A 14,524-nucleotide genomic window follows, 5' to 3' on the forward strand; every position below is an offset into this window, starting at 1 on the left:
TCGGTCTCCGGAACACCTGGGGGGATCATGGACGAAGCCTGGACGACGGCGTGGAAGCTGGCCAACGGCGTGCCGCTGCGCGAGGCGCTCGGCGGGCGGGACGCGGCGGAGCACTGGCTTGCGCTCGACCTGGCGGTGCGGCGGCTGACGCCGGACACCCTTCCCATGTACTTCTCACGCGGCGGGCCGTCGCCGCGCGAGGGCTGGAACGCCCTGCTGCCGTCCTTCCGGCGCACCCGGGAGCGGGCGGCTGCGGCGGAATCCGGGACCGCACTCGGCCTCTGCCACCCCAACGGCCACATCCGGGAGGCCGCGCTCGACCGCGTGTCCCGCTATCCGGACCTGCTCCCCCTCCTCGTCGTGCGCTGCACGGACTGGGCGGCTCCGGTACGTGAGCGGGCCCGGGCCCTGCTCGCCGAGGCACCGCCCGCCGGGCTCGTCGCGCAGGCGGAGCTGATCCTGCTCCTGGACCGGCGCGAGCGGGGCGGGTTCGCGGCGGAGCAGCTGGGCCGGGCGCTGCGCGAGGGCCCCGCCGAGGCCCTGCACCCACTGCTGGAAAGCGCCGACCGGGCGACGCGCCGGTTCGCCCATCGCATCGCCGTCGAGCGCGGACTGCTGCCGCCGCTCCGGCTGGCCCGCATCGCCGCGCGCTCGGGGGACGCCGTCCTCCAGGACCTGTGCGCGGAGGCGGCCGTCGCCGCGGTGCGCGGGACGGGGCACGACGACGGCGTCCTCGGCATCCTGCTGACCGGCCGCTCGGGCCGCGTCCGGGCCGCCGGAGTCACCGCGCTGCGGCGTGCCGGACGGTACGAGGAGGCGCGGGCCCATCTGACGGACCGTTCGGGCGTGGTGCGGGCCTGCGCCCGGTACGTGGTGCGCCAGGGCGGGACCGACCCGCTGCCGCTGTACCGGGCGCTGTGCACCGGCGAGGCCGTCGCGCCGGGCGCCGCCGCCGGGCTCGGCGAGTGCGGCGACCTGAAGGAGGACGCGGGCACACTGTGGGCCCTGGTCCGCCACCCGGACCCGGCCGTGCGCGCCCAGGCGGTGAACGGGCTGCGGGCGCTGGACGCGGTGCGGCGGGAGGGGCTGACGCCGTTGCTGGACGACCCGTCATCCGCCGTCGTCCGGGCGGCGACCCGGGCCCTGCTCCCCCACGCGGCCGAGTTCCCCGTGGAGTGGCTGCGCGAGCGCGACACCCCGGAAGCGCGCCGGGCGGTGCGGGTGGGGGCGCAGCGGCTGCTGCGGGCGGCCGGCCGTCCCTACGTCGGCTGACGAGTCATTTCGGGGGCGGCCGAACGATCAGCGGCCTAAAGTCCGTGGCATGCGAAGACTTGTGACAACCGCCGCCGTTCTGCTGGCTCTCGGCACCGTCGTCGGGGCCGGGCGGCCGCCGCTGGCCACCGCCCCGCTGCCGACCCGGCTCGCCGACACGGGCGGCGGCACCCAGCTGATCACCGCCATGGCGGACTCCACCTCGTCCACCGTCGGCACCCTCACTTGGTGGGACCTGCGCGACGGGAAGTGGGTCGCCGCCGGGACCGCCGCCGCCCGGTTCGGCTCGAAGGGGCTCACCGAGGGCAGCACCCGTCAGCAGAGCACGTACACGACGCCGACCGGTCTCTACGACCTGCCGTACGCCTTCGGGGTCAAGGCCGCCCCTGCCGGGACGCGCTTCTCGTACCGGCAGGCCACCACCAAGTCCTGGTGGTGCGAGGACAACGAGGCCGCCGCCTACAACCGCTGGGTCGAGCCGCTGCCCTCGGACTGCCGGGCCTCGGAGTCCGAGCAGATCACCGCGTACCCCACGCAGTACGCCCGCGCGCTCGTCATCGGCTTCAACTACGACAAGCCGGTACGCGGCCGGGGCGCCGGGATCTTCCTGCACGTCAACGGGTCCGGCGCGACCGCCGGTTGCGTCTCCGTACCGGCGGACGCGATGGACCGCATCCTGGCCTGGGCCGACCCGGCCCGCAGCCCGCACATCGCGATCGGCACCGTCGCGGGCGCGACCGCGATCACCAACTACTGACGTCCCCGCACTAGCGCTCGTTCTGCGCGAGCCGCAGCAGATGGTCGGCGAGCGCCTGCCCGCCGGCCGGGTCGCGGCTGATCAGCATGAGCGTGTCGTCGCCCGCGATGGTGCCGAGGATGTCGTGCAGTTCGGCCTGGTCGATGGCCGAGGCGAGGAACTGCGCGGCGCCCGGCGGCGTACGCAGCACCACCAGGTTGGCCGAGGCCTCCGCCGAGATCAGCAGCTCGGCGGAGAGCCGCCGCATCCGCTCCTCCTTGGCGGAGCCGCCCAGCGGCGCCTGCGGGGTACGGAAACCGCCCTCGCTCGGCACCGCGTAGATCAGCTCGCCGCCGGTGTTGCGGATCTTCACCGCGCCCAGCTCGTCCAGGTCCCGGGAGAGCGTCGCCTGAGTGACGCTCAGCCCGTCGTCGCTGAGGAGCTTGGCCAGCTGGCTCTGCGAGCGCACCGGCTGCCGGTTGAGGATGTCCACGATCCGGCGGTGGCGGGCCGTGCGGGTCTGCGGCACCGAAGGCCCGCCGAACTCGGATTCCTGCGCCTCGGTCATCGTCGTCGCCTCATTCTCCGGAGCGCTTCTCGCCGGATCGTCCGTCCCCGTATGCCGCGTCGAGGGCACCCGGCAGCGCCCGGAGGAACGCGTCCACCTCCGCGTCGCCGATCGTCAGCGGCGGCATCAGCCGCAGGACGTCGGGCGCGGGCGCGTTCACCAGGAGACCGGCACCCTGAGCCGCCTGCTGCGCCTGGGGCGCGAGGGGCTCGGTGAGCACGATACCCAGCAGCAGCCCGGAGCCACGGACATGGGAGACCAGGGGGTGCCCCAGCCCCTCCACGCCCTCCCGGATGCGCTCGCCGAGCCGCTTCACCTGATCGAGGGCGCCGTCGGCGGCCAGCGTGTCCAGGACCGCGAGACCGGCGGCGCAGGCGACCGGGTTGCCGCCGAACGTCGTGCCGTGCTGGCCGGGTGCGAGGAGGTCGGCCGCCGCGCCGAAGGCGACCGCGGCGCCGATCGGGAGTCCGCCGCCGAGCCCCTTGGCGAGGGTGACGACGTCGGGCTCGACGCCCTGGTGGGCCTGGTGCTCGAACCACGTACCGCACCGGCCGATGCCGGTCTGGACCTCGTCCAGGACGAGCAGGGTGCCGGTGGCCCGGGTGATCTCCCGGGCGGCCTCCAGATAGCCCTTGGCCGGGACGACGACGCCGTTCTCGCCCTGGACGGGCTCGATGATCAGGAGCGCGGTGTCGGTGGTGACGGCGGACCGCAGCGCCTCCACGTCCCCGTACGGCACATGGGTGACGTCGCCGGGGAGCGGGGTGAAGGCCTCGCGCTTCTTGGGCTGGCCGGTGAGCGCGAGCGCGCCCATGGTCCGGCCGTGGAAGCCGCCGTCGGTGGCGACCATGTGGGTGCGCCCGGTCAGCCGGCCGATCTTGAACGCGGCCTCGTTGGCCTCGGCACCCGAGTTGCAGAAGTAGACCTTGCCGGTGCGGCCGAACAGCGAGAGGAGCCGTTCGGCAAGCGCGACGGGCGGTTCGGCGATGTACAGGTTGGACACGTGCCCGAGGGTGGAGATCTGGGCGGTGACCGCCTCCACGACGGCGGGGTGGCCGTGGCCCAGGGCGTTGACCGCGATGCCGCCGACGAAGTCGAGGTACTCGGTGCCGTCCGCGTCCCAGACGCGGGCGCCCTCGCCGCGCACGAGGGACAGCTTCGGGGTGCCGTAGTTGTCCATCAGTGCGTGCTGCCAGCGCTGCGCAAGCTCGGCGTTGCTCATGACTCCCCCTGTGCGTCGGGCACGACCATCGTGCCGATTCCCTCGTCGGTGAAGATTTCCAGCAGGATCGAGTGCTGGACCCGGCCGTCGATGACGCGGGCGGTCTCCACCCCGTTGCGTACGGCGTGCAGGCAGCCCTGCATCTTCGGCACCATGCCGCTGGACAGCTCGGGCAGCAGCTTCTCCAGCTCGGTGGCGGTGAGCCGGCTGATCACGTCGTCGCTGTTGGGCCAGTCCTCGTACAGGCCCTCGACGTCGGTGAGGACCATCAGCGTCTCGGCGTTCAGCGCGGCGGCGAGTGCGGCGGCCGCGGTGTCGGCGTTGACGTTGTAGACGTGGTTGTCGTCGGCGGACCGGGCGATGGAGGAGATGACCGGGATGCGGCCGTCGTCCAGCAGGGCCTGGATGGCGCCGGTGTCGATGGCGGTGATCTCGCCGACCCGGCCGATGTCGACGAGCTCGCCGTCGATGGTGGGCCGGTGCTGTATGGCGGTGATCGTGTGGGCGTCCTCGCCGGTCATGCCGACGGCGAGCGGCCCGTGCTGGTTGAGCAGGCCGACCAGTTCGCGCTGGACCTGTCCGGCGAGCACCATGCGGACGACGTCCATCGCCTCGGGCGTGGTGACGCGCAGGCCCGCCTTGAACTCGCTGACCAGGCCCTGCTTGTCGAGCTGGGCGCTGATCTGGGGGCCGCCGCCGTGCACGACGACGGGCTTGAGGCCTGCGTGGCGCAGGAAGACGACGTCCTGGGCGAAGGCCGCCTTCAGCTCCTCGTCGATCATGGCGTTGCCGCCGAACTTGATGACGACGGTCTTGCCGTTGTGCCGGGTCAGCCAGGGCAGGGCCTCGATGAGGATCTGCGCCTTCGGGAGTGCGGTGTGCTTCCGCGCCGTCGTCATGAGCTGTACGCGCTGTTCTCGTGGACGTAGTCCGCGGTGAGGTCGTTGGCCCAGATGACGGCGGACTCGGTGCCCGCGGCGAGGTCGGCGGTGATCCGGACCTCGCGGTAGCGCATGTCGACCAGGTCGCGGTCCTCGCCGACCGAGCCGTTCCGGCAGACCCAGACATCGTTGATGGCGACGTTGAGCGCGTCCGGCTCGAAGGCGGCCTTGGTGGTGCCGATGGCGGAGAGCACCCGGCCCCAGTTGGGGTCCTCGCCGTGGATGGCGCACTTGAGGAGGTTGTTGCGGGCGATGGAGCGGCCCACCTCGACGGCGTCGTCCTCGGTCGCGGCGTTCACGACCTCGATCCGGATGTCCTTGGAGGCGCCCTCGGCGTCCCCGATGAGCTGCCGGGCCAGGTCGTCGCAGACGGTCCGGACGGCCTCGGCGAACTCCTTCTGCTCCGGGGCGATCCCGCTGGCGCCGGAGGCCAGGAGCAGCACGGTGTCGTTGGTGGACATGCAGCCGTCGGAGTCGACCCGGTCGAAGGTGGTGCGGGTCGCGTCGCGCAGGGCGGCGTCCAGACCGGCGGCGTCCACGTCGGCGTCGGTGGTGAGCACGACGAGCATGGTGGCCAGGCCCGGGGCCAGCATGCCCGCGCCCTTGGCCATGCCGCCGACGGTCCAGCCCTCGCCGCCCGCGACGGCGGTCTTGTGCACGGTGTCGGTGGTCTTGATGGCGATGGCGGCCTTCTCGCCGCCGTGCTCGCTGAGCGCCGCCGCGGCCTTCTCGATGCCCGGGAGCAGCTTGTCCATGGGGAGTAGGAGGCCGATGAGCCCGGTGGAGGCGACGGCGATCTCGCCCGCGCTGTGGCCCTGAAGGACCTCGGCGGCCTTCTCGGCGGTGGCGTGGGTGTCCTGGAAGCCCTGCGGGCCCGTACAGGCGTTGGCGCCACCGGAGTTGAGGACGACGGCGGAGACCTCGCCGCCCTTGACGACCTGCTCCGACCAGAGGACCGGCGCGGCCTTGACGCGGTTGGAGGTGAAGACGCCCGCGGCGGCGCGGCTCGGACCGTTGTTGACCACGAGGGCCAGGTCCGGGTTGCCGTTCTCCTTGATTCCGGCGGCGATGCCCGCCGCCAAGAATCCCTGTGCTGCCGTGACGCTCACGGTGCGACTCCGATCGTGGAAAGACCTGTGTCCTCGGGCAGTCCGAGGGCGATGTTCATGGACTGCAGGGCCCCGCCCGCGGTGCCCTTGGCGAGGTTGTCGATGGCGCTGATCACGATGATCCGCCCGGCCGCCTCGTCGTACGCGACCTGGACCTGCACCGCGTTGGAGCCGTACACGGCGGCGGTGGCGGGCCACTGCCCCTCGGGCAGCAGGTCCACGAACGGCTCGTCCGCGTACGCCTTCTCGTAGGCGGCGCGTACGCTCTCGGCGCTCGTCCCGGGCTTCGCCTTCGCGCTGCACGTGGCGAGGATGCCGCGGGGCATGGGCGCGAGGGTCGGCGTGAACGAGACGGTGACCGGCTCGCCCGCGGCGGCGCTGAGGTTCTGGATCATCTCCGGCGTGTGGCGGTGGACGCCGCCGACGCCGTACGGGGACATGCTGCCCATCACCTCGGAGCCGAGCAGGTGCGGCTTGGCCGCCTTCCCGGCGCCGGAGGTCCCGGACGCGGCGACGATCACGGCCTCGGGCTCGGCGAGCTGGGCCGCGTACGCCGGGTAGAGCGCGAGCGACACGGCGGTCGGGTAGCACCCCGGCACCGCGATCCGCTTAGTGCCGGCGAGGGCGGCGCGGCCGCCGGGCAGTTCGGGCAGGCCGTAGGGCCAGGTGCCGGCGTGCGGCGAGCCGTAGAATTTCTCCCAGTCACCGGCGTCCCGGAGGCGGAAGTCGGCGCCCATGTCCACCACCAGGACGTCGTCGCCGAGCTGTTCGGCCACGGCGGCGGACTGGCCGTGCGGCAGGGCCAGGAAGACGACGTCGTGCCCGGCGAGCACGTCGGCGGTGGTGGGCTGGAGGATGCGGCCGGCGAGGGGGCGCAGGTGCGGTTGGAGCGCGCCGAGGGGCTGGCCCGCGTTGGAGTTGGCGGTGAGTGCGCCGATCTCCACCTCGGGGTGGGCGAGCAGCAGACGGAGCAGTTCCCCGCCCGCGTATCCGCTCGCTCCTGCCACTGCTGCGCGTACCGCCATGAAAGCCTCCTCATTGATGGCATGACTATACGCAGTGATGCACTTTTATGCAAAGAATTTCCCTGGAGTGGCACCGGATGCGGCCTCTAGGGTGGCCCGATGGCAACGATCAAGCATTTCCAGGTGACCTTCGACTGTGCGGACCCCGAGCGGGTGGGGCGTTTCTGGTGCGAGGTGCTGGGCTATGTCGCGCCGGAGCCGCCGGAGGGGTTCGAGTCCTGGGACGCGTACAACGCCTCGCTGCCGGCCGAGGAGCGGAACACGTGGTTCGCGGCCTCCGACCCCACCGGGGCCGGTCCGCGCATGTACTTCCAGAAGGTTCCCGAGGGCAAGGTCGCCAAGAACCGGCTGCACCTCGATGTCCGGGTGGGCGTCGGGCTCAAGGGCGAGGAGCGGCTTGCCGTGCTGGAGGCCGAATGCGCGCGGCTCCTCCCGCTCGGCGCGGTGCGCGGGAAGCTGCTGCTGGCCGACGAGGAGAACGAGTCCTGCCTCAACATGCAGGACGTCGAGGGCAACGAGTTCTGCCTCGACTGATCCGGGCGGCGCGGCACGTACGCTCGCGCCCATGCCCGTCCCCTCCCCCGCGCCCCGTCTGCACCGCGTCGCCGTCCTCGTGCTCGACGGGGCGAAGCCGCTCGACGTGGGCATCCCGGCCCAGGTGTTCACGACCCGGGCGAGCATGCCGTACGAGGTACGGGTGTGCGGGGCGGCCCCGGGGCCGGTGACCGGGGGTGACGGGCTGGCCTACCACGTGACGCACGGGCTCGAAGCGCTGGCCTGGGCGGACATCGTCTTCGTACCGGGGTACCGGCAGCCGGACCGGGAGGATCCGCCCCGGGCCGTGATCGAGGCGCTGGTCGCCGCGCACGAGCGGGGGGCCCGGCTCGCCGCCATCTCGACCGGGGCGTTCGCGCTCGCCGCGACCGGGCTGCTCGACGGCCGCCGGGCCACCACGCACTGGCACTACACACGGGCGCTCGCCGCGAAGTACCCACTGGTCCGGGTGGACGAGAACGTGCTGTTCGTGGACGAGGGCAGCGTCCTCACCTCGGCGGGCGCCGCGTCCGGGATCGACCTGTGCCTGCACGTCCTGCGCGGCGACCTGGGCATCGCCGCGTCCAACCACGCGGCCCGGCGGCTCGTCGCGGCCCCGTACCGCAGCGGCGGGCAGGCGCAGTACGTGCCGCGCAGCGTCCCGGAGCCGCTGGGCGAGCGGTTCGCGGCCACCCGGGAGTGGGCGCTGCACCGGCTCGGCGAACCCCTCACGCTCGACGCGCTGGCCCGGCACGCGGCGGTGTCGCCCCGCACGTTCTCGCGGCGGTTCGCGGAGGACACCGGGTACACGCCGATGCAGTGGGTGATGCGGGCCCGTATCGACATGGCCCGCGAACTCCTCGAACGCTCGGAGCGGGCCGTCGAGCAGATCGCCGCCGATGTGGGGCTCGGGACCGGCGCGAATCTGCGCCTGCACTTCCAGCGCATCCTGGGCACCACCCCGAGCGAGTACCGGCGTACCTTCACCCGGGGTGAATAGGGGTAAATAGGGGCGAGCAGAAGGGGTGGGCCGCTGCCACGCCCCGCTGGCGGGATCCTTGCGGACCGTGGCGATCCCGCCGCTGTCCGGGGCGCGCGGCGAGCGCGATCGTGGAGGGCGAAGAGAGAAGGGACATCTCACGTGACTCGCATCGCCATCAACGGATTCGGCCGCATCGGACGCAACGTGCTGCGCGCGCTGCTCGAACGCGACAGCGACCTCGACCTGGTCGCCGTCAACGACCTCTCGGAGCCCGCCACCCTCGCCCGGCTGCTGGCGTTCGACACCACCGCGGGCCGCCTCGGCCGCCCGGTGACCGTGGACGGGGACACCCTCGTCGTGGACGGCCGCCGCATCAAGGTGCTCGCCGAGCGGGAGCCCGCGCGGCTGCCCTGGGCGGAGCTGGGCGTCGACATCGCCGTGGAGGCCACCGGCCGCTTCACCTCGGCGAAGGCCGCCCGCGCCCACCTCGACGCCGGAGCGAAGCGGGTGCTGGTCGCCGCGCCGTCGGACGGGGCGGACGTGACGCTCGCGTACGGCGTCAACAGCGAGGCGTACGACCCCGAGCTGCACACGGTCGTGTCGAACGCCTCCTGCACCACCAACGCGCTCGCGCCGCTGGCCAAGGTCCTGGACGACCTCGCCGGCATCGAGCACGGCTTCATGACGACCGTGCACGCCTACACCCAGGAGCAGAACCTCCAGGACGGCCCGCACCGCGACGCCCGCCGCGCCCGCGCCGCCGGTGTCAACATCGTGCCGACCACGACCGGCGCCGCGAAGGCGATCGGGCTCGTGCTGCCCGGGCTGGACGGCAAGCTGTCGGGCGACTCCATCCGGGTACCGGTCCCGGTCGGCTCGATCGTGGAGCTGAACACCACCGTGGCACGGGACGTGACGCGCGATCAGGTGCTCGACGCGTACCGGACGGCCGCCGAGGGCCCGCTCGCGGGCGTACTCGAATACTCCGAGGACCCGCTCGTCTCGGCCGACATCACCGGCAACCCGGCGTCGTCCATCTTCGACTCGGAGCTGACCCGGGTCGACGGACGCCACATCAAGGTGTCCGCCTGGTACGACAACGAGTGGGGCTTCTCCAACCGGGTGATCGACACGCTCACCCTGCTGGCCGGCCGCTAGGAACGGGTGCGGGGGCGGCCACGGACCGCCCCCGACTCCCCTGCCCCCGCGCCGAGTTCACCTTCCGTTCGCCGTGCAACCTTCTCCGCGTCGTACGTGTCTCCTATGCGAGCCCTCACACCTCGTACGCCATTGGCTCCACGTACGCGACCAAGGAGAATTTTGTGGGCATTCGCACCATGCTGACCGTGGCCGTGTGTGCCGCCACGGCGCTGACCGGCGGCGTGGCCGTCGCAGCGCCGGGGGGCGCGCACGCGGGCACGGCCGGGGGAACGGCAGGCACCACCGTCCGCGAGGACTTCAACGGGGACGGGTACCAGGACGTCGTCGTCGGCACGACGCAAGCGGCGGTGAACGGGCAGCCCTACTCCGGATACCTCACCATCGCCTACGGTTCGGCGCAGGGTCTGAGCGCCGCCCGCACGATGACCATCGACCAGAGCACTTCGGGGGTACCGGGCGAACCCGGTGAGGGCAATCTGTTCGGCCTCCGGCTGGTCCCCGCCGACCTCGACCACGACGGGCTGACGGACCTGGCGGTGTACACGTACGAGGCCCTGCCCACCAACCGGGGTTCGGTCATCGTGCTGTGGGGCCGCACCGGCGGCATCACGGGCGAGGGCGCGGTACGCATCCCCGGGCCCGAGACCGGCGACATGGGGAACAACGTCATCGCCGGCGACTTCAACGGCGACGGCGACACGGACCTGATGCTCGCGCACGGCTGGGGCGACGGGGACCTCGAACAGCGGAGCGTGCTGTACGGGCCCTTCAGCCGGGCCGGGAAGCCGGTCCGCGAGCAGCGGGTGACCATGTTCACGTCGGACAACTTCATGTCCGACCCGGCCGTGGGCGACTTCAACGGCGACGGCATCGACGACCTGTGCACCTTCTTCAGCTACGAGGAGCACGCCGAGGGCGGGAGCCTGTGGCTGGGCACCCCCCAGGGCCTGTCGACCACCTCCACCCGGCTGCCCTCCGGCACGTCCCCGACGGTCGGCGACTTCGACAAGGACGGCAAGGACGACCTCGCCGTCCGCGTGGTGCCGAACGGCATCTACGAGGACTTCCCCACGGACCCGGGCACCGTCAAGATCTACTACGGCTCCGCGTCCGGTCCGAGCACCACCCGGACCAAGGTGATCACCCAGGACACCGCGGGCGTCCCGGGCGTGAGCGAGAAGGGCGACCAGTTCGGCGCCCGGCTCAGCGCGGGCGACGTCACCGGCGACGGCTACGACGACCTCGCGGTGGGCGTGCCGTTCGAGGCCCTGGAGTCCAAGGCGGGCGCGGGCGCGGTGGTCCTGCTGAAGGGCGGGCCCGGCGGCCTGAGCGGCACCGGCTCCAAGTCGTTCCACCAGGACACGGCGGGCATGCCCGGGGTGGCGGAGAAGGGCGACCACTTCGGCGCCTCGGTGCGGCTGCTGGACGTCACCGGGGACGGCAGGGCTGAGCTGACGGCCGGTGCGCCGGACGAGGACCTGGAGGCGATCGCGGACGGCGGTGCGGTGTGGTCGCTGCGCGGCACCCCGACGGGGCTGACGACGACCGGCGCCCTCGCCTTCAACCCGGTGGACCTGGGCATCCTGGCGAAGCAGGCCCGGTTCGGCCTGAACCTGGGTGGCGACAACGGGTTCGGTCTCTACAACTGACGAGCACGCCGTGAGGGGCCCGTTCCGCGGATGCGGGACGGGCCCCTCACAGTGTCGTTCAGGGCGTCAGTCGCGCTCGTCGCGATCCTTCGCCTCGCGCTCGGCGTTCCGCTCCTTGATGCGGATGTTCTCCTTGCGGACGTCCGCCTGGGTGGCGCGCTCCTTCTGCAGCCACTCGGGGTTGTCCTGCTTCAGGGCGTCGATCTGTTCGGTGGTCAGCGCCTCGGTGACCCCGCCGCGGGCCAGGCCCGAGATGGAGACGCCCAGCTTGGACGCGACGACCGGGCGGGGGTGCGGGCCGTTGTTCCGCAGGTCGCGCAGCCACTCGGGCGGATCGGCCTGGAGGGCCGCCAGCTCGGCGCGCGAGACGACACCCTCCTGGAATTCGGCGGGGGTGGCGTCGAGGTACACACCCAGCTTCTTCGCCGCGGTCGCGGGCTTCATCGTCTGGGTGGTCTGGTGGGACTTCATGGGGTCAAGGGTATCCAGCGCGTGCGGCGCCCTCGACCACGGCCGGTAACCTGGCGGGGTGACAGGCCCCGAAGCAACCCCCTCGTTCCGGCTGGCGTACGTCCCCGGAGTGACTCCCGCCAAATGGGTGCGGATCTGGAACGAGCGCCTGCCGGACATCCCGCTGCACCTCGTCCAGGCCCCCGCGCTCGGCGCCCAGGAGCTGCTGCGCGCCGGTGGCGCCGACGCGGCGTTCCTCCGGCTGCCGGTGGAGGGCACGGACCTCAGCGCGATCCCGCTGTACACGGAGACCACGGTCGTCGTGGTCCCCAAGGACCACCTGATCGCGGCGGTGGACGAGGTGTCCGTCGCGGAGCTGGCCGACGAGATCGTGCTCCACCCGATGGACGACGCCCTGCCCTGGGAGCAACTGCCCGGCCGTCCGGCGCTGGAGCGGCCGGCGACCACGGGGGACGCCGTCGAGCTGGTCGCGGCGGGGATCGGGGTCCTCGTGGTCCCCCAGTCGCTGGCCCGGCTGCACCACCGCAAGGACCTGACGTACCGGACGGTGACGGACGCGCCGGAGTCGCGCGTCGCGCTGTCCTGGCCGCAGGAGAAGACCACCGACCAGGTGGAGGACTTCATCGGCATCGTCCGCGGCCGTACGGTGAACAGCTCGCGCGGCCGGGCGGGGGCGGCGCCCGCCGCTCAGCCGAAGGCCAAGGACAAGGCAAAGGACAAGGCAAAGGACAAGGCGAAGCGCGCTTCCGCTACGGGGGCGGGTAAGGGCTCCCGGGGCGGCGCGGGAGGCTCCGGCGGCTCCAAGGCGGCCAAGGGCGCGCGCGGCGCCGCCGCGAAGCGCGGGAAGCCCCGCCGGAGGCCGTAGCCGGGCCGTTGTCGGACCCGCCTGGCAGCATCGGGGAGCATGACGCACACCGAACGCCCGATGCCGCCCCTCGACGCCGACGAGCGCACCGGCCTGGAGAGCTGGCTCGACTTCTACCGGGCCACCGTGGCCCAGAAGTGCGAGGACCTGACCGACGAGCAGGCGCGCAGCGCCTCCGTACCGCCGTCGTCGCTGACGCCGATGGGGCTCGTCCAGCACCTCGCGGAGGTCGAGCGGAACTGGTTCCGGCGGGTCCTGACCGGTGAGGACGTGCCGTCGCTGTACGACCCGCCGGCCGGTCCGGGGGTCCACAGCGGAGGATTCGGCCTTTCCGCGGACGCCTCCTTCGCCGATGCCCTGGCGGTCTGGCGGGAGGAGATCGCCGTGTCCCGCGCGGCCTGCGCCGAGCGCTCACTGGAGGACTCGGCGCCCTTCATGGGCGGCGAGGTGAAGCTCCGCTGGATCTATCACCACATGATCGGCGAGTACGCCCGCCACAGCGGTCACGCCGATCTGCTCCGGGAGCGGATCGACGGGAGCACCGGTATCTGGCGGGCCGGGTTTCCGGGTCGCTCCGGGGAGATGTCAGGATGGGATCCATGACGAGCCAGGTTTTCTTCGACATCACCATCAACGACGAGCCCGCCGGGCGGATCGTCTTCAATCTGTTCGACGACATCGTTCCCAAGACCGCCGAGAACTTCCGCCAGCTGGCGACCGGCCAGAACGGCTTCGGTTACAAGGGCTCCTCCTTCCACCGGGTCATCCCGGAGTTCATGCTCCAGGGCGGCGACTTCACGCGCGGCGACGGCACCGGCGGCAAGAGCATCTACGGCAACAAGTTCCCCGACGAGAACTTCGAGCTGAAGCACACCAAGCCGGGCCTGCTGTCGATGGCCAACGCCGGTCCGAACTCGAACGGTTCGCAGTTCTTCATCACCACGATCGTGACGTCCTGGCTGGACGGCAAGCACGTCGTCTTCGGCGAGGTCGCCGACGAGGACAGCATGGTCCTGGTCAAGCGCATCGAGGGCCTCGGCTCGCAGAGCGGCCGCACCCAGGCGAAGGTCACCATCGCGGACTCCGGCATCCTCTGATCCCGGATCCCCGGCTGACCGAACGCGCCGTCCGACGTTTCCCGTCGGGCGGCGCGTTTCCGCATTCGGAAGCACGTTCACTGTCAACCATCGGTTGACACTCCACGACTGTCAACTTACGGTTGACACATGACGAATCCCGTAGTGCCGTCGCAGCCCGTCCGCCTGGACGACCTGATCGCGGCCATCAAGAAGGTGCACTCCGACGCCCTGGACCAGCTTCAGGACGCCGTCATCGCCGCCGACCACCTCGGCGACGTCGCCGACCACCTGATCGGCCACTTCGTGGACCAGGCGCGCCGCTCCGGCGCCTCCTGGACCGACATCGGCAAGAGCATGGGCGTGACCCGGCAGGCCGCCCAGAAGCGCTTCGTCGCCAAGGACCCCGGCGAGGGCGCCGCCCTCGACCCGAGCCAGGGCTTCGGCCGCTTCACGCAGCGCGCCAAGAACGTGGTGATGGCGGCCCAGAACGAGGCCCGGGCGGCCGGCAACGCCGAGATCGGCACCGAACACCTCGTCCTCGGCCTGCTCAGCGAGCCCGAGGGCCTGGCGGCGGCGTTCATCAAGGCGCAGGGCGTGGTCCTGGACACCGTCCGGCAGGCGGCCACCGCCGCGCTCCCGGCGGCCACCGAGGGCGAGATCCCCGAGCTGATCCCGTACAACGGTGACGCGCGCAAGGCGCTGGAGCTGACCTTCCGCGAAGCCCTGCGGATGGGCCACAACTACATCGGCACCGAGCACATCCTGCTCGCCCTGCTGGAGCACGAGGACGGCTCCGGCGTGCTCAGCGGCCTCGGCATCGACAAGGCGGCCGCCGAGCAGGCCATCGCCGCGGCGCTGTCGATCCTCACGGCGGGAAAGCAGGCGCCCGGCCGGGCGGAGTGACCTCCGT

16 protein-coding genes are annotated in these 14,524 nt (G+C 72.2%); 10 read left to right on the forward strand and 6 right to left on the reverse strand.

Annotation, left to right across the window (positions count from 1 at the left end; translation table 11 throughout):
• The first annotated feature begins 27 nt into the window (after positions 1–27).
• Positions 28–1,272: a hypothetical protein gene (locus tag OHS17_RS05815; RefSeq protein WP_330311308.1), complete on the forward strand. Its 1,245-nt coding sequence runs from the start codon at positions 28–30 to the stop codon at positions 1,270–1,272.
• 49 nt (positions 1,273–1,321) lie between these two features.
• Positions 1,322–2,029, forward strand: coding sequence for a L,D-transpeptidase family protein (locus OHS17_RS05820; RefSeq protein WP_026171614.1), 708 nt, complete (start codon positions 1,322–1,324; stop codon positions 2,027–2,029).
• Between the two features lie 10 nt (positions 2,030–2,039).
• On the opposite strand, the gene OHS17_RS05825 is transcribed toward OHS17_RS05820, so the two are convergent.
• From OHS17_RS05825 to argC, 5 genes are read right to left on the reverse strand one after another with little or no spacing between them, the layout of a single operon-like run.
• Positions 2,040–2,576 carry an arginine repressor gene (locus OHS17_RS05825; RefSeq protein ID WP_018103822.1) on the reverse strand — a complete coding sequence of 179 codons (537 nt, stop codon included), beginning with the start codon at positions 2,574–2,576 and terminating at the stop codon, positions 2,040–2,042.
• Positions 2,577–2,586: 10 nt separating this feature from the next.
• On the reverse strand, positions 2,587–3,798 hold the full coding sequence (locus OHS17_RS05830) for an acetylornithine transaminase (protein ID WP_330311309.1): 1,212 nt from the start codon (positions 3,796–3,798) through the stop codon (positions 2,587–2,589).
• Positions 3,795–4,697 carry an acetylglutamate kinase gene (gene argB, locus OHS17_RS05835; RefSeq protein WP_073967851.1) on the reverse strand — a complete coding sequence of 301 codons (903 nt, stop codon included), beginning with the start codon at positions 4,695–4,697 and terminating at the stop codon, positions 3,795–3,797. The genes OHS17_RS05830 and argB overlap by 4 nt, the downstream gene beginning before the upstream one ends.
• A complete protein-coding gene (gene argJ, locus OHS17_RS05840; protein WP_330311310.1) occupies positions 4,694–5,848 on the reverse strand; it encodes a bifunctional glutamate N-acetyltransferase/amino-acid acetyltransferase ArgJ in 1,155 nt (384 codons plus the stop codon). Before argJ ends, argB begins: the two co-directional genes overlap by 4 nt.
• On the reverse strand, positions 5,845–6,873 hold the full coding sequence (gene argC / locus OHS17_RS05845; RefSeq protein ID WP_330311311.1) for an N-acetyl-gamma-glutamyl-phosphate reductase: 1,029 nt from the start codon (positions 6,871–6,873) through the stop codon (positions 5,845–5,847). The genes argJ and argC overlap by 4 nt, the downstream gene beginning before the upstream one ends.
• A 99-nt stretch (positions 6,874–6,972) precedes the next feature.
• On the opposite strand from argC, the gene OHS17_RS05850 reads away from it, so the two are divergent.
• The 4 genes from OHS17_RS05850 to OHS17_RS05865 all read left to right on the forward strand — a co-directional run bounded on the left by OHS17_RS05850 (position 6,973) and on the right by OHS17_RS05865 (position 11,199).
• A complete protein-coding gene (locus OHS17_RS05850; protein WP_330311312.1) occupies positions 6,973–7,407 on the forward strand; it encodes a VOC family protein in 435 nt (144 codons plus the stop codon).
• Between the two features lie 31 nt (positions 7,408–7,438).
• Complete coding sequence (locus OHS17_RS05855) at positions 7,439–8,407, forward strand: GlxA family transcriptional regulator (RefSeq protein WP_330311313.1); 969 nt, start codon at positions 7,439–7,441, stop codon at positions 8,405–8,407.
• Positions 8,408–8,548: 141 nt separating this feature from the next.
• Positions 8,549–9,547: a type I glyceraldehyde-3-phosphate dehydrogenase gene (gap, locus tag OHS17_RS05860; protein WP_330311314.1), complete on the forward strand. Its 999-nt coding sequence runs from the start codon at positions 8,549–8,551 to the stop codon at positions 9,545–9,547.
• A 164-nt stretch (positions 9,548–9,711) separates the two neighbouring features.
• A complete protein-coding gene (locus OHS17_RS05865) occupies positions 9,712–11,199 on the forward strand; it encodes an FG-GAP and VCBS repeat-containing protein (RefSeq protein WP_330311315.1) in 1,488 nt (495 codons plus the stop codon).
• 66 nt (positions 11,200–11,265) lie between these two features.
• On the opposite strand, the gene OHS17_RS05870 is transcribed toward OHS17_RS05865, so the two are convergent.
• Complete coding sequence (locus OHS17_RS05870) at positions 11,266–11,670, reverse strand: DUF5997 family protein (protein ID WP_330311316.1); 405 nt, start codon at positions 11,668–11,670, stop codon at positions 11,266–11,268.
• Positions 11,671–11,728: 58 nt separating this feature from the next.
• On the opposite strand from OHS17_RS05870, the gene OHS17_RS05875 reads away from it, so the two are divergent.
• The 4 genes from OHS17_RS05875 (at position 11,729) to OHS17_RS05890 (ending at position 14,517) form a co-directional block, all read left to right on the forward strand.
• On the forward strand, positions 11,729–12,535 hold the full coding sequence (locus OHS17_RS05875; protein ID WP_330311317.1) for a LysR family transcriptional regulator substrate-binding protein: 807 nt from the start codon (positions 11,729–11,731) through the stop codon (positions 12,533–12,535).
• A gap of 39 nt (positions 12,536–12,574) precedes the next feature.
• A complete protein-coding gene (locus OHS17_RS05880) occupies positions 12,575–13,138 on the forward strand; it encodes a DinB family protein (RefSeq protein WP_330311318.1) in 564 nt (187 codons plus the stop codon).
• The gene (locus tag OHS17_RS05885; RefSeq protein WP_018103809.1) at positions 13,135–13,632 is read left to right on the forward strand and encodes a peptidylprolyl isomerase; all 498 of its coding nucleotides are present in this window, start codon (positions 13,135–13,137) and stop codon (positions 13,630–13,632) included. Before OHS17_RS05880 ends, OHS17_RS05885 begins: the two co-directional genes overlap by 4 nt.
• Before the next feature lie 129 nt (positions 13,633–13,761).
• Complete coding sequence (locus tag OHS17_RS05890; protein WP_330311319.1) at positions 13,762–14,517, forward strand: Clp protease N-terminal domain-containing protein; 756 nt, start codon at positions 13,762–13,764, stop codon at positions 14,515–14,517.
• Positions 14,518–14,524 lie beyond the last annotated feature (7 nt).

The organism is Streptomyces sp. NBC_00523 (assembly GCF_036346615.1).
GTDB lineage: Bacteria > Actinomycetota > Actinomycetes > Streptomycetales > Streptomycetaceae > Streptomyces.